Annotated in this window: 19 protein-coding genes and 1 tRNA gene; 11 read left to right on the forward strand and 9 right to left on the reverse strand. The window is 56.7% G+C overall.

The genetic code is table 11. From position 1 onward, the window contains the following. Positions 1–55: 55 nt before the first annotated feature. Together ACESQ2_RS01815 and ACESQ2_RS01820 are read right to left on the reverse strand one after the other, a co-directional pair. Complete coding sequence (locus ACESQ2_RS01815) at positions 56–643, reverse strand: common pilus major fimbrillin subunit EcpA (protein WP_004848092.1); 588 nt, start codon at positions 641–643, stop codon at positions 56–58. Between the two features lie 153 nt (positions 644–796). Beyond that, positions 797–1,339 (reverse strand): helix-turn-helix transcriptional regulator, encoded by a 543-nt coding sequence (locus ACESQ2_RS01820; RefSeq protein ID WP_014228101.1) that lies wholly within the window; start codon positions 1,337–1,339, stop codon positions 797–799. A gap of 926 nt (positions 1,340–2,265) precedes the next feature. Between ACESQ2_RS01820 and phnC the strand changes: the two genes are divergently transcribed. The 4 genes from phnC to phnE (ACESQ2_RS01840) all read left to right on the forward strand — a co-directional run bounded on the left by phnC (position 2,266) and on the right by phnE (ACESQ2_RS01840) (position 5,892). After that, a complete protein-coding gene (phnC, locus tag ACESQ2_RS01825; protein WP_014228100.1) occupies positions 2,266–3,108 on the forward strand; it encodes a phosphonate ABC transporter ATP-binding protein in 843 nt (280 codons plus the stop codon). A gap of 23 nt (positions 3,109–3,131) precedes the next feature. Next, a complete protein-coding gene (phnD, locus tag ACESQ2_RS01830; RefSeq protein ID WP_009654530.1) occupies positions 3,132–4,073 on the forward strand; it encodes a phosphonate ABC transporter substrate-binding protein in 942 nt (313 codons plus the stop codon). A 68-nt stretch (positions 4,074–4,141) separates the two neighbouring features. Further along, entirely contained in the window at positions 4,142–5,014 is an 873-nt protein-coding gene (gene phnE / locus ACESQ2_RS01835; RefSeq protein ID WP_025107218.1) for a phosphonate ABC transporter, permease protein PhnE, read from the forward strand. Next, positions 5,011–5,892, forward strand: a complete 882-nt coding sequence (gene phnE, locus ACESQ2_RS01840) for a phosphonate ABC transporter, permease protein PhnE (protein WP_025107219.1) — start codon at positions 5,011–5,013, stop codon at positions 5,890–5,892. Before phnE (ACESQ2_RS01835) ends, phnE (ACESQ2_RS01840) begins: the two co-directional genes overlap by 4 nt. 99 nt (positions 5,893–5,991) lie before the next feature. Here the strand turns inward: phnE (ACESQ2_RS01840) and ACESQ2_RS01845 are convergent, their stop codons facing one another. Continuing rightward, positions 5,992–6,654 carry an HAD family phosphatase gene (locus tag ACESQ2_RS01845; protein WP_014228097.1) on the reverse strand — a complete coding sequence of 221 codons (663 nt, stop codon included), beginning with the start codon at positions 6,652–6,654 and terminating at the stop codon, positions 5,992–5,994. A 110-nt stretch (positions 6,655–6,764) separates the two neighbouring features. Continuing rightward, positions 6,765–7,574 carry a sulfite exporter TauE/SafE family protein gene (locus ACESQ2_RS01850; RefSeq protein WP_064377649.1) on the reverse strand — a complete coding sequence of 270 codons (810 nt, stop codon included), beginning with the start codon at positions 7,572–7,574 and terminating at the stop codon, positions 6,765–6,767. A 100-nt stretch (positions 7,575–7,674) separates the two neighbouring features. Between ACESQ2_RS01850 and ACESQ2_RS01855 the strand changes: the two genes are divergently transcribed. Next, entirely contained in the window at positions 7,675–8,472 is a 798-nt protein-coding gene (locus tag ACESQ2_RS01855; RefSeq protein ID WP_025107222.1) for a helix-turn-helix domain-containing protein, read from the forward strand. Between the two features lie 7 nt (positions 8,473–8,479). Here the strand turns inward: ACESQ2_RS01855 and ACESQ2_RS01860 are convergent, their stop codons facing one another. From ACESQ2_RS01860 to ACESQ2_RS01870, 3 genes are read right to left on the reverse strand one after another with little or no spacing between them, the layout of a single operon-like run. Further along, positions 8,480–10,267 carry an aryl-sulfate sulfotransferase gene (locus tag ACESQ2_RS01860; RefSeq protein WP_049069033.1) on the reverse strand — a complete coding sequence of 596 codons (1,788 nt, stop codon included), beginning with the start codon at positions 10,265–10,267 and terminating at the stop codon, positions 8,480–8,482. A 23-nt stretch (positions 10,268–10,290) separates the two neighbouring features. Further along, complete coding sequence (locus ACESQ2_RS01865) at positions 10,291–11,034, reverse strand: ABC transporter ATP-binding protein (RefSeq protein ID WP_014837530.1); 744 nt, start codon at positions 11,032–11,034, stop codon at positions 10,291–10,293. Further along, entirely contained in the window at positions 11,031–12,599 is a 1,569-nt protein-coding gene (locus ACESQ2_RS01870) for an ABC transporter permease (RefSeq protein WP_373170112.1), read from the reverse strand. The genes ACESQ2_RS01865 and ACESQ2_RS01870 overlap by 4 nt, the downstream gene beginning before the upstream one ends. 222 nt (positions 12,600–12,821) lie before the next feature. Between ACESQ2_RS01870 and ACESQ2_RS01875 the strand changes: the two genes are divergently transcribed. Then, positions 12,822–13,889: an ABC transporter substrate-binding protein gene (locus tag ACESQ2_RS01875; RefSeq protein ID WP_373170113.1), complete on the forward strand. Its 1,068-nt coding sequence runs from the start codon at positions 12,822–12,824 to the stop codon at positions 13,887–13,889. On the opposite strand, the gene ACESQ2_RS01880 is transcribed toward ACESQ2_RS01875, so the two are convergent. Next, positions 13,886–14,830: a LysR family transcriptional regulator gene (locus tag ACESQ2_RS01880; protein WP_046877030.1), complete on the reverse strand. Its 945-nt coding sequence runs from the start codon at positions 14,828–14,830 to the stop codon at positions 13,886–13,888. The two genes, ACESQ2_RS01875 and ACESQ2_RS01880, sit on opposite strands and share 4 nt — an antisense overlap. A gap of 330 nt (positions 14,831–15,160) precedes the next feature. Here ACESQ2_RS01880 and ACESQ2_RS01885 point away from each other — a divergent pair, with 330 nt between their 5' ends. Further along, the gene (locus ACESQ2_RS01885; RefSeq protein ID WP_004848069.1) at positions 15,161–15,724 is read left to right on the forward strand and encodes a C40 family peptidase; all 564 of its coding nucleotides are present in this window, start codon (positions 15,161–15,163) and stop codon (positions 15,722–15,724) included. 62 nt (positions 15,725–15,786) lie between these two features. On the opposite strand, the gene phoE is transcribed toward ACESQ2_RS01885, so the two are convergent. Beyond that, on the reverse strand, positions 15,787–16,839 hold the full coding sequence (gene phoE, locus ACESQ2_RS01890; RefSeq protein WP_004129421.1) for a phosphoporin PhoE: 1,053 nt from the start codon (positions 16,837–16,839) through the stop codon (positions 15,787–15,789). 290 nt (positions 16,840–17,129) lie between these two features. Here phoE and proB point away from each other — a divergent pair, with 290 nt between their 5' ends. From proB to ACESQ2_RS01910, 4 genes are all read left to right on the forward strand, one after another. Next, entirely contained in the window at positions 17,130–18,233 is a 1,104-nt protein-coding gene (proB, locus tag ACESQ2_RS01895; protein WP_004848066.1) for a glutamate 5-kinase, read from the forward strand. A gap of 10 nt (positions 18,234–18,243) precedes the next feature. After that, entirely contained in the window at positions 18,244–19,497 is a 1,254-nt protein-coding gene (gene proA, locus ACESQ2_RS01900; RefSeq protein ID WP_014228088.1) for a glutamate-5-semialdehyde dehydrogenase, read from the forward strand. A 112-nt stretch (positions 19,498–19,609) separates the two neighbouring features. After that, a tRNA-Thr gene (locus ACESQ2_RS01905) sits at positions 19,610–19,685 on the forward strand. An 87-nt stretch (positions 19,686–19,772) separates the two neighbouring features. Continuing rightward, positions 19,773–21,704, forward strand: coding sequence for a site-specific integrase (locus ACESQ2_RS01910; protein ID WP_046877033.1), 1,932 nt, complete (start codon positions 19,773–19,775; stop codon positions 21,702–21,704). Positions 21,705–21,751 lie beyond the last annotated feature (47 nt).

Here is a 21,751-nt window from a genome sequence, read left to right on the forward strand (position 1 = left end):
ATTCAATCCGTGAAATAAGGCAGGGGGAGCCCCCCTGCCTGGTGCTACGAGAGGATCAGCTGGTCCAGGTCGCGTCGAACTGTACGCTGACGTCGCCGCTCCAGATACCTTCCGGCAGCGTGCTGTAGTCAGTAACGGCAGTGGTGCCATCGGTGGTGCCGCTGATGATGGAGAACGTGAAGCCGTCCTGAGCGGTGGTGCGACCGGCGACGTTATAGCCGTTAGACAGCGCGCTGAGGTTGCCGCCCAGGGTGCCCGCCGCGGTGTCGATCATGGTGGTGTCAGCAGTTTTTTCGACCGCAGCGCCGTTGTAGTCAACGCCCACGCTCAGGGTGGAACCAGAGGTATCCAGCTGAGTCAGGGTGTTGGTGATCAGACGAGAGGTCAGCTTGAATGCGGTCGCGGTGGCGTCACCTTCGATAGCCACATCAAACAGGCCTTTCTGTGAGTTAAAGCCTTTAACCCCTTCGGCATACTGGAAAGCCAGGCTGCCCAGCGGAGTCACCACCAGCTTGCTGGTAGTGTCTTTTTTGGCGGTTGCGGACCAGGTAGCGACTGCCTGAGCAGTAACGTCAGCTGCCTGAGCGACACCCATACCGGCAAACGCGGTTACCAGAGCAATTGCAAGAACCTTTTTTTTCATAGCTTTTTCATCCTGAGTTTATTAAGGGACCTGATGTCCCACGTCTGTGTGCATTCCCGCCATAGTTCAGGCCGCATCATTATTATCTGCGACGCAAATTATTTTGGGTGTTACGACCTGGTGCACAATTTTAAAAACAACGTTTATTACTAATTACAGCGCTAACTTATATATCTTTGAATACAGTTTGGCCTCGGCATTTCGCCGATGGGTATAAACCGTTTTCACACTACAATTTTCAATCTTGGCAATAGATTTCGGGTGCATTCCCTGTGCCGTCATCCGAATTATTTGCATTTCCCTGTTGGTAATTTTGTCTTTCTTTATATCTTTACGTAGAAAACGGCCGTTGATAACGTATGCCAGCTCCTGACGAATATCCTTGGCTAAGTCCACATAGACCACGCCACGAATAGCACCATTGTAATACCAGTAGTTGGCCAGCGCTTCCGAGCGCCTCGCGGCAATTAATACAATTTGCTTGCCTTTCATTTCAGCCAGCCACTCGCTATCGCGGCGGATAAAATAATTCAGCGAACTGGCGCTAAGATTAATAAATACAAACTCCCGGCGTACCTTTTCAAGCGACAGGTAAATCAGGTCATCAATATCAATAATTAGCTCAGCGAGTCCTTTTAAAAAATAGCTGTCATGCGCTGGCCAGATGCACTGGTCCAAAGAATATTTATAATCCATATAAAGTTAAACCCCATAGTCCTGGAAATCTTGAACGTATCACAACACTGCTGATAGCCCAGGCCTGCAAAGTCTAAGTCAGCAAATTCCCTCTTTAATATATTCAATCAAAATTCAAAATAGTATTGCTAGAGATAAAGAGCACTAAATGACTTGCTTGTTTCTTGTGTTACCAAATTTAGGATTTTTCTCCATGTGTGTCAATAAGTGCGCAAAGGGCTAATTACCGACCAGGTCAATTTAAGTCAGAAGAATAAAAATAAGGATATTGAGTTAAACACAAAAATCATTGGTTTTCATACGGTTATTGGTGGGATATGCGTAGATTCTTAAGTGAATATTATATGTTCCAGGATCTTAGCCATTAGTTGTTAAGACTATTCTTAACCTCACTTTTATTTAAAAAAGCGAAAAAACCGAATAAATTCAAAAAATAAGAACATAAAACCAATAAACAACACAAAATCAGTGGTTAATTTCATTAATTAGCGTAAATAATGGAATTACACGCCGCACAAAAGGGATAGTCACCGACTAAAAATTTTCCGCCGCGAATCGTAATCCAGTACCTGAAGATTATCTACTCGGTTAAACCGACTCAGATATAAGAATTGCACGAGCGTCCAGAGTCGTCCCGTTGTACCCGCGGCGATAGCATTACCCGGCTAATGTCGCATAAAACGCGTCATCTTTATCAGATGAAATACGTATCATTATTAATCTCATGCGCTATCGCGTATTAAAGGTAGGCAGAGTATTCTCAGATGCCCGATTGCTGATGCAAAAGTGTGATCTATGACGAACTTTTTTCCAACAAATAGGCCAGCTTTCGCATCCGTTCACTATTTGTTCGCCTTACTGTCATCCGGCAGTCATATAAAACACCATTAATAGTGCCCAGTTTACTGACGAACCTGGACGCATTTATGAACAGTTCCCTGGCTGCGGTGGCAGAAACCGATTATCAACCGTTTACGCCGCCCTTTATCGACAGGCAGCGTAAGGTCCTGAGCGTACGCAACCTGAGCAAATCCTACAGCGCGCAGCAAACCGTACTGGACGGCATCAGTTTCGATCTTCATGCGGGCGAGCTGGTTGGCGTCATTGGCCGCTCCGGCGCCGGAAAGTCAACGCTTCTGCACGTACTGAACGGTACCCACAGCGCCAGCGGCGGCGAGATCCTCAGCTATCCGGAAGTGGGTACGCCGCAGGACGTATCAAAGCTGTCGGGCCGCGCGCTAAACGCCTGGCGCAGCCAGTGCGGCATGATCTTTCAGGATTTCTGCCTGGTCCCGCGTCTCGACGTTTTGACCAACGTGCTGCTGGGTCGCCTGAGCCAGACCTCCACCCTGAAATCATTATTCAAAGTTTTCCCCGACGCGGACCGCGCCCGCGCCATCTCCCTGCTGGAATGGATGAATATGCTGCCGCATGCGCTACAGCGGGCGGAAAACCTCTCCGGCGGGCAGATGCAGCGCGTGGCGATTTGCCGGGCGCTGATGCAAAACCCGGGTATTTTGCTGGCCGATGAACCGGTCGCTTCTCTCGACCCGAAAAATACGCAGCGGATTATGAATGTCCTTCGCGAAATTAGCGAACAGGGTATCAGCGTGATGGTAAACCTGCATTCGGTGGAGCTGGTGCGTGAATATTGCACGCGGGTCATCGGCGTAGCCAAGGGCAAGATTATTTTTGACGATCATCCCACGCAGCTGAATCAGGATATTCTGCATCGGCTGTACGGCGATGAAATTAGCCAATTGCATTAAATTTCACTCACACGGGCAAAATAATGAAAAAGTACATCACTGGCGCAGTTCGTTTATCCGCAGCGGTTGCAGGCATTATGATGGCGTGGCAGGCAAGCGCTGCTGAACAGCCGAAGGAATTAAATCTTGGCATCCTTGGCGGTCAGAACGCAACCCAACAAATTGGTGATAACCAGTGCGTTAAACAGTTTCTTGATAAGGAGCTGAAGGTCGATACAAAATTACGTAACTCGTCCGACTATTCCGGCGTGATTCAGGGATTGCTGGGTGGGAAAGTTGATGTGGTCTTAAGTATGTCGCCGTCATCATACGCTTCCGTTTATATTAACAACCCTAAAGCCGTCGATATTGTCGGGATTGCCGTAGATGATAAAGATCAGTCCCGCGGCTATCACTCGGTGGTGATTGTCAAAGCCGACAGTCCGTATAAAAAGTTAGAAGATCTGAAAGGCAAAGCGTTTGGCTTCGCCGATCCGGACTCCACTTCCGGCTTTTTAATTCCCAACCACGCCTTTAAACAGCAGTTCGGCGGCACGTCGGATAATAAATATAATAACTTCTTCTCCAGCGTGACCTTCTCCGGCGGCCACGAGCAGGATATTCTGGGCGTGCTGAACGGTCAGTTTGCCGGCGCGGTGACCTGGACCTCGATGGTGGGTGATTATAATAGCGGCTACAGCGTCGGCGCCTTCAACCGACTGATTCGCATGGATCACCCGGATTTGATGAAGCAAATCCGCATTATATGGCAATCGCCGCTGATCCCGAACGGCCCAATCCTGGTCAGCAATTCCCTGCCTGCTGACTTTAAGGCCAAAGTCGTCACCGCGATTAAAAAGCTGGATACCGACGATCACGCCTGCTTTATCAAAGCGATGGGCGGTACGCAGCATATCGGCCCGGGCAGCGTAGCCGATTTCCAGCAGATCATTGATATGAAACGCGAACTGGTTACCGCGCGTTAATCCCGCCCTGACGCCGTCGCCCGGCCAGTCTCGCGGGCGGCGGCGACTCGTTGAAGACACAGCGACGCATGAATAATACCCATACCGAATTCGAACGCTATTACCAGCAGGTCCGCTCGCGGCAAAAGCGCGACACCTTTAGCTGGTCCCTGCTGCTGCTGGCGCTCTATTTTGCCGCCGGCAGTATGGCCGAGTTTAATCTCTTTACTATCTGGCACTCGCTGCCCAATTTTCTCGATTACATGTTTGAGACGCTGCCGACGCTGCACGTCGCCGACCTGTTTGCCGATTCGCACACTAAAGGCTCTCTGGCTTACTGGGGCTATCGTCTGCCCATTCAGCTGCCGCTTATCTGGGAAACGCTGCAGCTGGCGCTGGCGTCCACGCTGGTGGCGGTGGCGATTGCCACCCTGCTGGCGTTCGTTGCGGCCAACAACGCATGGTCCCCTGCCCCGCTGCGTTTTGCCGTCCGCGTGCTGGTGGCTTTTCTGCGCACCATGCCGGAGCTGGCGTGGGCGGTGATCTTCGTGATGGCTTTTGGTATCGGGGCGATCCCCGGCTTTCTGGCATTAATGCTCCACACCATCGGCAGCCTGACCAAGCTGTTCTATGAAGCGGTAGAGAGCGCCCAGGATAAACCGGTACGCGGCCTGGCCGCCTGCGGCGCCTCGCATCTGCAGCGTATCCGCTTTGCCCTGTGGCCGCAGGTGAAACCCATCTTTCTCTCCTACGGCTTTATGCGCCTCGAAATTAACTTCCGCTCCTCAACGATCCTCGGGCTGGTGGGCGCGGGCGGCATCGGCCAGGAGCTGATGACCAATATCAAACTGGACCGGTACGATCAGGTCAGCATCACGCTGCTGTTGATTATTATCGTGGTATCGCTGCTGGATATGCTATCCGGCCGCCTGCGGCAGTGGGTTCTGGAGGGGAAAAAATGAGTCAGTGGCAAAATCAACCGGATATCGCCGCCAGCCGTCGCCAGCATCGGCATTTATACCAGGCCCAGGGGCGCTATCTGCGCTACGTCGGCCTGCTTGCGCTGGCCAGCGCCCTCTACTATGTCTGGTTCTTTATGCAGTTCGGCATCAGCGGCGAGCAGCTCGCCACGGGGCTGCAGCAAATCAGCCGCTATCTGCTACGGATGTTCGTCTGGCACGACTTTTTCAACTGGCCGTTTCGCTATTACTTCACGCAAATCGCCATTACCCTGGCGATTGTTTTCGCCGGGACGCTTACCGCGACGGTCATCGCCCTGCTGCTCTCGTTTCTGGCGGCGCGGAATATTATGCGCGGCGTGATTCCGGGAACGATCGCCCTGCTGATGCGCCGGTTGTTCGACGTGCTGCGCGGTATCGATATGGCTATCTGGGGGCTGATTTTTGTCCGCGCCGTGGGGCTCGGGCCGCTGGCCGGGGTGCTGGCGATAATTATGCAGGATACCGGGCTGCTGGGCCGACTGTACGCAGAGGGACACGAGGCGGTTGACCGCTCGCCGGGACGCGGCCTGACGGCGGTGGGGGCGAACGGTTTGCAGAAGCACCGTTTCAGCATTTTTACCCAGTCTTTCCCGACGTTCCTGGCGCTGAGCCTGTATCAGATTGAATCGAATACCCGTTCCGCCGCGGTGCTCGGCTTTGTCGGCGCGGGAGGCATTGGCCTGATTTATGCGGAAAATATGCGTCTGTGGAACTGGGACGTAGTGATGTTTATTACCCTGCTGCTGGTGGCGGTGGTGATGGCGATGGATACGCTGTCCGCCTGGCTGCGCCGCCGCTATATCGGCGGCAGCGCGGTGCCGCTGTTTAAAGCTGATTAGTTTTTCCCGGGAGGCGGTGCTGCGCACTTGTTCGGGCTACCCAAACGGCACGAAAAAGTAGCCCGGGTAAGGCGTTTACGCCGCGACCCGGGGGAAAAATCACAGCCGCCACGCCAGCACCGGCCACTGGTGCTGCGCGTTCGCCGCCGCCAGCTGCGGGCACGGATTGACCAGCCGTACGCGATCGGCATGCAGGCACAGCGGCAGGTCGTTGATCGAGTCGGTGTAGAAGGTCACCTCCCCCGAGTATTCAGGATGCGCCTGTTGCCACTGCGCCAGGCGCACCACCTTCCCCTGCTGATAGCTCGGCGTACCGGCAATCACGCCGCTATAGCCGCCGTCGGCCATCTCAACGTCAATCCCCAGCGCCTGTTCGATACCCAGCTGCGCCGCCACCGCCTGCACCAGCAGGCTGACCGAGGCCGAAATCACCAGCATCTGCTCGCCTTTAGCCTGTAAAGTCCGAATCAGATCCCACGCCTGGGGATACACGCGCGGCATAATTTCGTCGCGCACGCAGCGCGCCAGCAGCGCATCCACGTCCCGCTTTGCGACGCCAATCAGCGGCGCCTGAATCAGAGCCACATAATCGGCGATATTCATTTCGCCGCGGTCGTAGTCGTCCATCAGCATCGCTTCCCGCGCCAGGTAATCGGGATCGTTTACCCAGCCTTCGCGCACCATAAAGCGGCTCCACAGCGTACTGCTGTCGCCCTTAATTAACGTATTATCCAGATCGAAAATGGTCAGCGTTTTACCCATCGTTTATTTTCCTTTATCGGCCACGGCGTCTGGCGAGAGCATGCGCAAGAAAAATGACAGCAGAATGACCCGGACTACTCTCGGATGGATGCGCAGCGCCGCGTCCCTCATTATCCCCACACGCTCATCACCAGCAGCACGGCAATCAGCAATAGCGGATAAATTCGCACATGCCAGCGGTCCGGTAAACGCGCCAGCCAGCGGGAGGCGATTTTTAACCCCAGCCAGCTTCCCGCCACCAGCTGCGCCGCCGCCGACAGCCAGATGTTGCCGACAAACCCATTCGGTAACGCCACCGGCGAGAGCCAGGCCATCAACAGCCAGGTTAGCGTCGCCGTTGCCGCCAGCGGCAGCGTCAGCACGTTGGCCATCCCCGCCGCTTCAGCCATCAGCACGCCGCGACGGCGCATCAGAGGGACGGTCATCACGCTTCCACCCACGCCGAGAAAAGAGGCGATCAGGCCAATGATCCCCCCTACCGTTAGCTCATGCGGCACCGTCGGTATCACCCGGCGGGATGGCGGGGTCATAAATCCGGCGCGAAGGTAGCAATCGGCAACGGTTGCCAGCAGGTAGATAACGAACAGCCAGCGGATCCACGCCCCGCTCGCCTCAAGCGCCAGCAGCGCGCCCGCCGTTCCGCCAACGGCAATGCCGATGAGCATGGCCCATAAGCGGCGCCAGCGGATGGTACCGGTACGCGCGTGTCGCCAGCTCGCCAGCAGCGCGGAGCAAAGCATGACCAGCGCCGAGGTGGCGACGGCGATGTGCATCGCCTGTTGCCCGACGACGCTTTGCGCGCCCCACGCGCCGGTCACCAGGAAATAGAGCAGCGGGACGGTAACGAAACCGCCGCCGAAGCCAAAGAGCCAGGTGGTCACGCCCGATAGTATGCCGCACAGAAAAAGCCAGTCACTCATTCGCACTCCTCCACAAAAGGAGGTAACGATATAGAATAACGCCGTGGCCGGCTTACGCTTTAAAGCCAATCTATTACGAATTTCAGCCAGGGCTATCTTCATGCGCAACGTTGCGATTAATGACGTCGACCATCTTCCTCGCCGGGTGCTGGCGCTGGGCAGCGACTATCCGCCCAACACGCTTCTGGAGCGACATAGCCACCGCCGGGCGCAGTTTCTGTACGCCATGCACGGATTAATGAAGGTCGAAACGGACGACGGCCAGTGGCTGGTGCCGCCGTTCAGCGGGGTCTGGATCCCGGCGACGAAACCGCATCGCGTCTGGATGCCCGGCGTCAGCACCCACAGCCTGTATATTGACGCGCGGGACGCCCCGCGGGAAAGCGAACGCTGCGAAGTCTTACAGGTTTCTCCGCTGACCCATCAGCTGCTGCTGGCCGCCTGTCAGCTACCGCTGCTGTATGACGAGAGCGGGCGCGATGCCGCCCTGATTGCGCTGCTGCTCCATGAACTGCGCGCCGCCGCGCCGCTGCCGATGTTTACGCCGCTTCCGCAGAACAGCCACCTCGCGGCGCTATGCGGCGATTTTCAGCGCCAGCCGAGCATCCGCAGTACGCCGCAGCAGTGGGCGCAAAAACTGAGTAAAAGCGTACGCACGTTTAATCGTCTGTTTCGCCGGGAGACCGGGATGGCGTTTTGCGACTGGCGCCAGCAGGCATGCCTGATGTACGCCATGACGGCGCTGCGTGAGGGGCGTTCGGTTACCGAAGTCGCGCTCAGTCTGGGCTATGAGTATCCGGCCGCCTTTACCGCGATGTTCCGCAAAGCGATGGGCTATTCGCCGATGGCGTTTATCCGCCAGATAAACGGCGGACCGGCACACGCCAGCCCGCCGTAGTCGCGGATTACCCGGCTGCGCGATGCAGCCAGTCGAGCAGCGTGTCCACCGAGAGCTGCGCAGGCGCGCGCGATGCTGGCTGCCCCGGTTTAATCAGCAGCAGCGTCGGCAGGCCGCGCACGCCGAGGTCGCTCGCCAGATCCTGATGCCGGTCGGCATCCAGATAGCGCGTATCCAGCTGAGCAAGCCGCGGGCTGAGCTTTTCATGCGCCAGCAGCTGCCAGAGCTTGCGGCAGTGCACGCAGCGTTCCGCGCCGACGAACAGCAGAACCGGCCGTTCGCTCTCCAGCTCGCCCGCCGCGCTTATCGGCGTGAACGCGCTTTCCGCGACGCGGAACAGCTTCGGACTGCGGCGCAGGGTATCGTTATCGGTTGCCACGCACAGCGCATCGGCGCTTTTACTGTACGGCTGTACGCCCGCCACCCGCACCACGCTCTGCGCCGGACCGGCCGCCGCCGCGCCGGGCTGGCGCAGGGTTCGTACATCGACCGCCGCAATCGGCGTCTCCTGCGGCTGCGCCAGCTGCGGGATCCAGCCGTAGGGAATGCGGTAGGCGCGATAGACCATATTGTTGTTCAGGGTCTTGCCCCAGAACGGCGAAATATACTCCCAGACGATCTCGTGGTCGCGGGTCACTTCGAAAATGCGCCCGTTCGATCCTTCGTTAATCAGGGTATTGCCGTTTTCCAGGCGCTGCATATTGCTGATGTAGGGGCTGTAAAAGCGGTACGAATCGGTTGGCTGCGGCAGATCCGCTTCATAGGGCGAGTAGCGCCATTCGATATCGAGGGTCAGCGGGTTGATCTCCAGGATCCGTGAATAATCGCGCCAGGCGTTTTTCACCCCGTCCGCCGACGCCGGATTCGGCGCGCCGTATCCGGCCCAGCCGCCATTATCGAAAATCAGGATATTACCCGCGCCCGGCAGCCCCTGCGGGATCATATGCGCATGGTGCTGGCCGATGATCCAGCCGATGTGCTTCAGCTCCGGTTTGCTGTAGTCCGGGCCCAGCTGCCAGACGATCTTGCCGCTCTGTTTGTCGATAATGGCAATAATGTTGGATTCGCGGGCGTCCCAGATAATGTTGTCGGGATGAAAACGCGTATCGCCGGCGTCGTACCACTTATTCGGCCCCAGCGCCGACATCGAGTTGATATGCATCCAGTCGCCCATTCCGCCGCCGCTGGCGCGCATATTCGGGTTGTTGTAGAGCGCGGTGCGCGCCGCATCGTCGAAGCCCAGCTCGTGAAAATGGTCGCTGCAGCGCCACTCCCATACCACGTTACCCTGCCAGTCGACTTCAATAATGGTGTCGTCCAGCAGCAGCTTGTCGGAGATCGCTTCATTCACCAGATTGGTGTGGGCGAGGATCAGGGTATTGCCGCCATCCACCTGCGGCTCCAGCCCCGGCGCGTAATAGCCCACCGGGTTGCCCGCCCGCTGATAGTCATGATGCGCGCGCGCCATCCAGCGCGTGGCGTTGCCGGGATCGCTCACCTGCTCGTAGCGGTCGAATTTCCAGGTGATGTTGCCTTCCCAGTCCACCTGGATCAGATCGAGCATATCCTGCATGCCGTAGCGCGGGTCGCGCTCGCCGCTGTGGCCAAGGATTGCGCCGCCGGGCAGGATTTTATTGGGAAACCCGTGCAGTTCAGGCCATTCGCGCACCACGCGGCCGTTCATGTCCACCAGCACCGCGCCGTGTTCGGTGGCCTGGAAAAGGGTATAGCCGCTCCAGGCGCGCTGCGGATCGTAGAGGGTGGCGCCGGTCGGGTAGACGGAAGGATGTCCCATATGTTGCTCCTTAAATAATAGAATCAGGCAGAAGTAATCAGGTTGCGAATCTGGCGGCAGGCGGCGGTAAACGCGGCATCATCGCGCTGGCGCGGATGGGGCAGCGCCAGGCTTACCACTTCCCGTATCCGCCCCGGACGCGGCGAAAGCACGACGACGCGATCGGCCAGGGCGACGGCTTCTTCCACATCGTGCGTCACCAGCAGCGTGGTGGTTCCCGCGCGCTGGTGGATCTGTAAAAGTTCCTGCTGCAGGGTGTGGCGCGTCAGGGCATCCAGCGCGCCGAAAGGCTCGTCGAGCATCAGGATCTGCGGACGAGCCACCAGGCCGCGGGCAATAGCCACCCGCTGGGCCATGCCGCCGGAGAGCTGCGCGGGCAGCGCGTTGACGAATTCGCTGAGCTGCACGCGCTCCAGCATTTCCAGCGCCCGCTGGCGCTTCGCCGCCCGGCTGAGCTTTTCATCCGCCAGGCCGAGCATCACGTTGTCGAGCACGTTAAGCCAGGGAAACAGGCGCGGCTCCTGAAACACAATGCCGCGCTCTTTGCCCACGCCGGTGACCGGCTCGCCGTTAATGCAAATATCGCCCTGGGTCGCTGATTCAAGGCCTACCAGCATCCGCAGCAGCGTCGATTTACCGCAGCCGCTGCTGCCCACCAGCGCCACCAGTTCACCGGCGGCAATATCCAGGCTGAAATTCTGTAGCGCCGTCACCTGTTGCCAGGATTTACGCACGTGGCGAAAAGAGACCAGGGTTGAAGAGGTCATAGCTGCTCCTGTTGACGCCAGCGGGTGGCGCGCATTTCCAGTAAACGTCCGGCTTTATCCAGCGCCGCGCCGGTAATACCGACCAGCATCATGCCGCAGAGAATGGTGGGCATATCCAGCAGCTGCTGGGCATTGATCATCAGGCTGCCGATGCCGACGCCGGAGGACATGAAATATTCCGCGCCGATATTGCCAAGCCAGGCGTAAATCAGCGCCAGCCGCAGACCGGCGAAGATCCCCGGCGCCGCGCCGGGAAGAATAACCCTGCGCAGGCGCGCTAACTCGCCCAGGCGCAGTACCCTGGCGACTTCATCGAGCTGCGGGTTACGCTGCAGCACGGCCTGCAGGGTGCTGAAGAACATCGGAAAGAACGACGCCAGCGCGATAAAAACGATTTTGCCGCCGTTATCGTTGCCCACCCATGCGGTCAGCAGCGGCAGCCAGGCAAACAGGGCGATATGGCGCAGCACGTTGAGCGTGGGCGTGAAGATTTGCCCGGCGCGCGGGCGCAGCGCCAGCAGCAGTCCGCAGAGCAGGCCCCCCGCAATCCCCAGCGCGCCGCCGACAAAGGCTCGCCCGAGGCTTGCGAGCATCGCCGCGGTCAGCTCCCCGCTCAGGGCGCCCTGAATAAAACGCGTCGCCACCGCCAGCGGCGAAGAGAACAGCGCGCCATCGATCCAGCCCCACGAGCTTGCCAGCTGCCACAGCGCCAGCAGGACCAGCGGCAGCTGCAGCGCCCGCCAGCTGGCCTGCGGTTTCCACGCCAGGCGTCCGGCGGCAGGCTGCGGCCAGAACACCAGACGGGTACAGGCGCGGTTCGCCGCCCACTCCATCAGCATGCCGCTCAGCCCCACGACCGCAATGGTGACGAAGACGATATCCAGCTGAAACAGCTGGCGACCCCAGACCATCAGGTAGCCAATGCCTTCTGAAGAGGCCAGCAGTTCGACGACGATAAGCGACACCCAGGCCTGCGATAGCGCCAGACGCAGGCCGGTAAACCAGCCCGGCAGGCTTGCGGGGATCACCAGCCAGCGCAGCCGCTGCCAGCGGGAAAAGTTCATCACCTTTGCGGCTTCGCTCAGGGTCAGCGTCACGCCGGCCACCGCCTGCTGCGTGTTAATGGTCATCGGCACTACGGTGGTTTTGATGATAACCGCCAGCTTGAGGCCGTTATCAATCCCGAACAGCACCATAAACAGCGGGATCCAGCCGAGCGTCGGGATTTGCGCCAGCGCGTAGAACAGCGGTTCCACCCGCTGCGCGGCGGCCGGCACCAGGCCGAACAGCGCGCCGAGCAGCGTCCCAGCAATGGCGCCCAGCAGCAGGCCAAGCGCCAGATGCTGAAGGCTGAATCCCCACTGCGCCAGCAGATCCCCGCTCAGCAGCGATAGCGCGGTATCGGCAACCACCGACGGCGCGGGCAAAATTTGCTCCGGCATCCACCGTTCGCGGGCGGCGATGTACCACAGCAGCAGCAGTAACGCAGGCAGCAGCCACGGCCAGCCGTTAAGCCTGAAGCCCGGCCTGCCTGGGGTATCGGTTCTTAAGATCATCTGCGACATATCGGTCCACTTTTCGGCAAGTTATGCCGCTATCAAAACGTGACTTCTCCTTCGCCGCCATTGCGTAAGGCGAATAATCCCGATGCATCGAATGCATTTCAGCCTGCCGGGCGCGCGGCGTTTGATTTAGCTTTTTTTCACCCAAGCTTGGCGAATAAAAGCATTTAACACGCAGCCCGTTGGCTCTTTAGGGTGAGAAAAAACTCAAGGGAGCAACACGTTATGATGAAAGCAATATTCAACCGCACCTTGCTGGCGCTGGTGGCGGTCATCAGCCTGGCGTCCAGCGTCCAGGCCGAAACGCTACGCACTATCCGCATCGGCGTGCCGGACCAGAGCGCGGGCAGTAAACCCTTTATTGAGGGGCCGGTCGGCATGGCGTTTATCCGCCATCAGCTGGAAGAGGTGTTTAAGCCGCAGGGCGTGGAAGTGCAGTGGCAGTTTTTCAAAGGCGCCGGTCCGGCGGTAAATGAAGCATTAGCCAACCGCCAGCTGGATTTTGTCTACCTCGGCGATCTGGCGGCGATTATCGGTAGGGCCAACGGGCTGCCGACGCGCCTGCTGCTGGGCAGCCGGGGTTCGGAATCTTACCTCGCGGTGACCAAAGCTTCCGGGATTAAAACCCTCGCCGATCTGAAAGGCAAACGGGTGGCGGTTTATCGCGGCACGGCGGACCAGCTGGCCTTTGACCGGGCGCTGCAAACCGTCGGCCTCAATGAGCGCAGTTTGCAGACGATCAACCTTGACTGGAACGCCGGCAAAGCGGCGCTGGCGGCCGGTCGCGTCGATGCGGTGTGGGGCGGCGTTTCGCTGCTGGCGCTGCGCGGCGATAAGATTGATGTGGTCGTCAAAAGCGGTGACTCCGGCCGCCAGAACACAACTCAGGCGGGGTTCCTCGGGACGCAGGCGTTTATTGACGCCTGGCCGCAGGCGACCCAGCAGATCGTTAACGTGTTGGTGAAGAACGCCGCGGAAATCAGCGACCCGGCCAATCGCGACGCCTGGTCCGCCGAGATGGCGCAGCAGAGCCAGATCCCGCAGGCGCTGTTTCTCGAAGAGCTGCAGCCGCAGGATCTGAACTTTACCACCTCGCCGCGTATCGATCCGTTCCTGACCGACAGCTTTAGCAATAGCGTCGAACAGGCTAAATCCGGGCGGCTAATCCGCAGCGCTTTTGACGTCAGCCAGTGGGTAGACGGCCAGTTTGTCGAGCAGGCGCTGAAAGCCCAGGGGCTGGAAAACCGCTGGCCGCAGTACGATGCCAAAGGCCAGGCGAAAAACGCCGGTTAACCCCTATCCTCCTGCGCCAGCAGCTGAAGCTGATGCTGACGATCGGTATGAAGGATAATCTCAATCAGCTTCTCCACCAGCGGCGGCTGGGCCGCGTGAACCGGAGAGATAATGGCAAACCGGGTCTGCATCAGCCGCCACTCCTCAGGCAGATCGCTGAGCTCCAGCTTAACCAGCCGATGGCTGTGCTGACATAGCGCGAAGCCGTCCTCGCTGGCGAAGCTAATCGCGTTGGTCTGCGCGAGGGTGGCAAGCAGCGCGTAGATATGATCGCACTGAATCGCCGGGGTAAAGTCCTGCTGCTGGCTGAGGGTCGCCAGCACCTTGCGCACGCCCGGCGGCAGATAGGGGGCGGCAAAGGGGTAGCGCAGCATCGCCTGGATAGAGACCGGCCCCTGTTTGGCCAGCGGATGATCGGCATTGCAGACGAAAAAGCAGCGCTGCGGGCTGAGCGGCTGCACGCGCAGCTGCGGGTCGAGCTCGGCCTGCCAGCTGTCGGCGACCACAAAAGGGTAGAGCTGAGAGGTCAGCGCCTGATGCAGCGCCAGCCAGTTATCAATCTGAAAGCGCACCCTCGCCTGCGGCAAAAGGCGATGAAACTCGCCGACGGCGGCCGGAATCAGCCTTGCGGCAGGGGCCGGCCCGCAGCCAAAAGCGACCTCGCCGTTTTGCGCATCGTCCGCTTCGCGCAGCTGGCTGCTGAGCTCCACGTTCAGCTCCTGAAAGCGGCGGGCGTAGGGCAGCAGCTTTTGCCCGTGCAGGGTGAGCGTCGGTAGCTTGCTCTGGCGATCGAATAACGGATGGCCGACGCTCTGCTCCAGCGCCTGAATGCTGCGGCTGAACGCCGACTGCGACAGGCACACCGCCTCCGCCGCGCGATTAAAACTGCCGTATTCAACTAACGCGACAAAGTTGCGCAGTTGGCGAAAATCCAGATGCATTAGCCCGCCCCACTCTCTCTTTTAGGGTACAAAAGTACTGGAGGGCAGCCTGGCGGCGCAATGGCGGGATGATGAGGATCTTTCACCTTGCGCTGAAGCGGAACAGACGCGCGACATATGGATATTTGTGAAATATTGTTTCACGGAGAAAAAATTTATTAATGGAAGATGAGACGGTCCCGGCGAAAATAAAGACCGCCGATGTTCACCGCGTATCCGACCTATATTATTTACGTAAGGTTTCGTAAATTTTGCTTTTGGTCATTCTGAGGCCGTAGCGAATCGGCTATAAAATATCACGGCCCGTTTTCAGTGACGAAAAACAATGATATGAAGCCCAGACTCTCTCACGCGCTATTATTGGTTCCTTTTTTGCTTTTGGCAGGATGTTCATCCTCATCGAAACCGCATAAAACCGCCGCCCAGAGTAGCCACGCGACCATCGACGGAGGTTCTGACGATCTGATCCCGGTGATCGCCGCGCTGCACGATCAGATGCATACCTGGGAGGGAACGCCCTACGAATGGGGCGGGACGGAGCAAAGCGGGGTCGACTGCTCCGGGTTTGTCTGGCGTACGCTCAAAGATCGCTTCAACCTGCCGATGGAGCGCATCACCACCCGCGAACTGCTGCATATGGGAGAACGCGTGAGCCCGCGGCAGCTGCGGCCGGGAGATTTGGTTTTCTTCCGCATTAAAGGCGGCATGCACGTCGGCTTCTATGATACCGACCGTAATTTCCTTCATGCCTCCACCAGCCAGGGCGTGATGCGCTCTTCGCTGGATAATCCGTACTGGCAATCGGTATTTTATCAGGCGCGCCGCCTGCCGAAGGAATATAACGCGCAGATCACGATGAATAACGATAATCTGCATCTGGCGAAAAACCGTTAATCAGCAAAAATAAAGCCGCCCTGTCACCACGGCGGCTTTATTGTTTTTTTACCGGCAACGGCTTAGAACTGGTAGGTCATACCGACAGCGACGATATCGTCATCGTTGATCCCGAGCTTATTATCGCTCTTCAGCTGGTTGATTTTGTAATCCACAAAGGCGTTCATGTTTTTGTTGAAGTAATAGGTCACGCCAACGTCAATGTAGTTGACCAGGTCTTCGCTCCCCACGCCCTCAATATCCTTGCCTTTTGACAGCACGTAGCCCAGGGACGGACGCAGGCCGAAATCGAACTGGTACTGCGCCACGGCTTCAAAGTTCTGCGCTTTATTGGCAAAACCGCCGCTGATTGGCGTCATTTTGCGGGTTTCGGAGTACATGGTCGCCAGGTAGATATTATTGGCGTCATATTTCAGGCCGGTCGCCCAGGCTTCCGCTTTTTTACCCGTGCCGCGGGCCAGCAGGTTCTGATCGTTCGTGCGATCGGAGCTGGTGTAGGCCGCGCTGACGGCGAAGTCGCTGCCGCCGAAGTCGTAGCTTAAGGCGGTACCGAAGCCGTCGCCGTTCTGTTTCTTGGCTTCACGGCCTTCGTTTTTACCCTGATATTGCAGAGTCAGGTCCAGGCCATCCACCACGCCGAAGAAGTCGGTATTGCGGTAGGTTGCCAGGCCGCTGGCGCGTTTGGTCATAAAGTTATCGGTCTGCGCGGAAGAGTCGCCGCCGAATTCCGGGAACATATCGGTCCAGGCTTCGACGTCGTACAGCGCGCCGAGGTTACGACCATAGTCAAATGAACCGTAGTTTTTGACTTTCACGCCGGCGAACGCCAGACGCGTTTTCTGCGAAGAGTCGCTTTCAGTTTTGTTGCCGGAGAACTCCGATTCCCAGCGGCCGTAGCCGGTCAGATCGTCGTTAATCTGCGTTTCGCCTTTGATGCCGAAACGAACGTAGGTCTGGTCGCCATCTTTGCTGTCATAGTCGCTCATATAGTGCATCGCTTTGACTTTGCCGTAGACGTCCAGTTTATTGCCGTTTTTATTATAAACTTCTGCCGCCTGCGTAGCCGAAGAAGCAATAAGACCCATCATCATTAATGCCAGTGAGCTCTTTTTCATTATTCAGTCCTGGTGATTTATTTATACGCGCTAATCAATTCCGGGCGGAAGCCCCGTCAAAAACTGCAGGTTTTTTAACGCTCTAATATTAAAAATTTATGACAATATGGAACTTTTTCTAAAAAAGGGTATTAAATTATTTCCGTCATGAATGTGTCACACTTCCCCGCCAGAATGCCCGATCCGCGCAAGGAAGTGGTTCGTCCACCACGCCAGGTGTTGGCAAGCGGGCTGACTCCTGTTACAACATCAACTCGATATCGAAACTCCTTTTTGAACGGCAGAGAATCATGAGTGATAGCCAGACGCTGGTGGTAAAACTGGGCACCAGTGTTTTAACGGGCGGATCCCGCCGCCTGAACCGCGCCCATATCGTTGAATTAGTGCGCCAGTGCGCGCAGCTGCACGCGATGGGTCATCGAATTGTGATAGTCACCTCCGGGGCGATCGCCGCCGGACGTGAGCACCTCGGCTACCCGGAACTGCCCGCGACCATTGCGTCGAAACAGCTGCTGGCGGCGGTCGGCCAGAGCCGTCTTATCCAGCTGTGGGAACAGCTGTTTTCTATTTATGGTATTCACGTCGGCCAGATGCTGCTGACCCGCGCCGATATGGAAGACCGCGAGCGTTTTCTCAACGCCCGCGATACCCTGCGCGCGCTGCTGGATAACAATATCGTGCCGGTCATTAATGAAAATGACGCCGTGGCGACCGCTGAAATTAAAGTCGGCGATAACGATAATCTTTCGGCGCTGGCGGCGATTCTCGCCGGCGCCGATAAACTGCTGCTGCTGACCGATCAGCAGGGCCTGTTCACCGCCGACCCGCGCAACAACCCGCAGGCCGAGCTGATTAAAGACGTTTACGGCATTGATGACGCTCTGCGCGCCGTCGCGGGCGATAGCGTGTCCGGTTTAGGTACCGGCGGTATGGGCACCAAGCTGCAGGCCGCCGACGTCGCCTGCCGCGCGGGCATCGACACTATCATCGCCGCCGGTAGCCGTCCGGGGGTGATTGGCGACGTGATGGAGGGCATCTCCGTCGGGACCCGCTTCCACGCCCAGGAATCGCCGCTGGAAAACCGTAAGCGCTGGATTTTCGGCGCGCCGCCGGCGGGCGAAATTACCGTGGACGCCGGCGCGACCCAGGCAATTCTCGAACGCGGCAGCTCCCTGCTGCCGAAAGGGATTAAAACCATCACCGGCAACTTCTCGCGCGGCGAAGTGATCCGCATTCGCAGCCTTGAAGGCCGCGATATCGCCCACGGCGTCAGCCGCTATAACAGCGATGCGCTGCGCCGCATCGCCGGGCAGCACTCGCAGCAGATCGATGCCATTCTGGGCTATGAATACGGCCCGGTCGCCGTCCACCGTGACGACATGATTATCCGTTAAGGAGCTGAAAATGCTGGAACAAATGGGCATTGCTGCCAAAGCGGCCTCGTACAAACTCGCGCAGCTTTCCAGCCGCGAAAAGAACCGGGTGCTGGAAAAGATTGCCGACTATCTTGAAGCGCAGACCGACGCGATCCTGCGGGCTAACGCTGAGGATCTGGCGGAAGCGCGCGCCAACGGTTTGAGCGAGGCGCTGCTTGACCGCCTGGCGCTCAACCCGGCGCGCCTGAGCGGGATTGCTAACGATGTTCGTCAGGTCTGCAGCCTGGCGGACCCGGTCGGTCAGGTGATCGACGGCGGTCTGCTGGACAGCGGCCTGCGCATTGAGCGTCGCCGCGTGCCGCTGGGCGTGGTGGGCGTAATTTATGAAGCCCGTCCGAACGTGACCGTCGACGTCGCCTCTTTGTGCCTGAAAACCGGCAACGCGGCGATTCTGCGCGGCGGTAAAGAGACCTGGCGCACCAACGCCGCCACGGTGAAAGTGATTCAGCAGGCGCTGCAGGAGTGCGGCTTACCGGCGGCCACCGTGCAGGCGATTGAGAGCCCGGATCGCGCGCTGGTCGGCGAGATGCTGAAGATGGATAAGTATATCGATATGCTGATCCCGCGCGGCGGCGCAGGTTTGCATAAGCTGTGCCGCGAGCAGTCGACGATCCCGGTGATCACCGGCGGTATCGGCGTCTGCCATATTTATATCGACCACTCCGCCGACGTGGCCGAAGCGCTGAAGGTTATCGTTAACGCCAAAGTGCAGCGCCCGAGCGCCTGTAACTCGGTCGAAACGCTGCTGGTGCATCAGGATATCGCCGAACGCTTCCTGCCCGCGCTGAGCAAGCAGATGGCGGAAAGCGGCGTCAGCCTGCACGCCGATGCGGCCTCCCTGCCCGCGCTGCAAAACGGCCCGGCCAGCGTAGAGCCGGTGAAAGCGGAGCAGTATGACAATGAGTATCTGTCGCTGGATCTGAACGTGAAGGTGGTGGCCGATCAGGATGAAGCGGTAGCGCATATTCGCGAGCACGGCACCCAGCATTCTGACGCCATCCTGACGCGCACCCTGGGCAACGCGAACCGCTTTATCAACGAGGTGGATTCCTCGGCGGTGTACGTCAACGCCTCTACCCGCTTTACCGACGGCGGCCAGTTTGGCCTCGGTGCGGAAGTGGCGGTCAGCACCCAGAAGCTGCACGCGCGCGGCCCGATGGGCCTGGAAGCCCTGACGACCTATAAGTGGATTGGTTTCGGCGATGATACCATTCGTGCTTAATGCTAATTGGGTGATGCAAAAGTAGCCGTTTGATTCGCAAGGGCATTGACGCATCACCCACTTAGTTTTAACCTTCTATCCCGTGCTTACGCTCGTCAGCACATCTTGCAGGGCCGATATAGCTCAGTTGGTAGAGCAGCGCATTCGTAATGCGAAGGTCGTAGGTTCGACTCCTATTATCGGCACCAGTCACTCTTATCTTATTGATTTAGTTAAAATTAAATTCATTCAGAGTGAAATCGCGTAGCCTCTACTACATAGAGGTCATACAGCCGATGGCTCAACGTGATAATTTGTATCGCCGTAGCAGCGGTATTTATGTTGTCCGTATTGCAGTTCCCGCCCGATACCGTCTCTACACGGGACAGCGTGAGATTCACGCTTCAACAGAAACAAACGACATCAGAAAAGCACGAGCGATTGCCGCACTCCTATTGGCTGTCTGGCAGCGATGTTTGGGTGAGTATCAAAAATTGGATAGAGAAAAGTTGGTGAGCTGTGCGCCTGCTTTGGCGGGCGAAGGAATGATCAGCCTTGCTGAATTTTGCGGTTTAACGAGTGCTTCCCTGCAACAAGTTGCTCAGCGCTTGCTTGATACGAATATCCCGCTGTTTTGGCTTGCTGATGGGCGTCCTGCTTACTATGTGGAAGACCTTTCACTCGTTGATAAAGACGATCCTGAGGTTTCTGGATTTATCATCGATAGTGCCATTAACATCGGTATCAGAGGTTCTCTGAGCGGTTATGTTCAGCCCTTGGTTTCATCACGTATATTACGTCAGATGAGCGCTGGCGAGCCGCTGGATGCAGAAACCGCATTTAAATCCTCAGAGGCTTCATCCAAAGCCGCTTGGTTCGTTGACTTTCCCGGTGTCGAAATCTCGCCTAATTCATTGATGATTCATCGTGTTCAAGCCGAGCGCTTACGATTATTTTGGCTGTCACATAGCACCGCAGTTTCTCCAGTCATGCCAGAGAAACCAAAAACAATTCCCCCTGTATTATTGTCCTCATCAATACCGGATAATGAATATGTAAATCGTAAATACTACTCAGTGAAAATGAGCGAGTTATGTGAAAAATATATTCGCTACAAGCGCGGGGGGAAATTCACGGAAAAGGCAGAGAATCGAGTCCGGGAAGGTTTTGGCTTACTCCTTGAAGTCATGGGTGATTCAACGCTTGAAAAGGTTGACCGTGACTTCCTCCGTAAGTATGAGAGCTTACTAAGGTCGATACCTGCAAGACGCGATCTGGCGAAAATAAGATATAAAATCAATGATGCTCATGAATTGATTGGCAAGGCAAAAGAGAATGGCGACCCTCTAATGAGCGATAATGCCGTTCGTAAATATATGCGAATTCTCTTCGAGGCTTTCCAGTGGGCTGATGGAGAAGGCATTTTTATTAAGTCTCCTGCGAATAAATTCTTTGCACCTGTTGAAAATGAAAAGATGGATCAGGATTTCAAATCTGATTTCACTGATGAGGATTTAAACGCTATTTTTGGTATGCCTTGGTATAAGCGTGGGACTGTCGATAAAAACAGTCAGGGGCAATTCCATCATTATCGTGCATTTCATTACTGGCTACCGCTAATTGGCTTTTTTACCGGCGCGAGGATAAATGAGTTATGTCAACTTTATCTAGATGATATTAAGCAGGATGCTACCGGATTTTATTTCTTTGAAATCATCAACGAACGGGACGATCAGTCACTGAAAACGATTAATTCACGAAGAAAAATACCGTTGCATCCGACATTGATCAAGCTTGGATTAATCCACTATTGTGAAGCATTGAAGAAAGCAGGTCATGAGCGTTTATTTCCAGAGCTTCCTTACCACTCTGTAAAAGGATACGGCGATAAGGCTTCTGACTGGTTTAACCGTTCGTTGCTCAAAGAACGGTTAGGCTTTGAAAAAGACAGCAAAAAATCTTTTCATTCATTCCGCCACACGTTTTCTACCAGGCTCAAACAAGCTGGAATCGACAGCGAGACGCGTGCGCAGTTTGTTGGACATATCCGCGGTTCTGGCGAGACAGAGAATCGGTATAGCAAAGATCATCCACCAGCAGCCCTTTATGCTGTGCTTGAGAGCGTTACGTTAGGGCTACCGGAAGTAGCTCCATTTGTTTGCGAAGATGGTGTAGATGCGGTAGCTGATGCTCTTAGAATCAAACAAATTAATAAACAACGTAGATAAAGGTAACATTTAGTTATTCATTTTAAAATACACCATAGCTCCGTCGA

This window comes from Klebsiella sp. Q11 (assembly GCF_964241505.1).
Lineage (GTDB): Bacteria > Pseudomonadota > Gammaproteobacteria > Enterobacterales > Enterobacteriaceae > Klebsiella > Klebsiella michiganensis.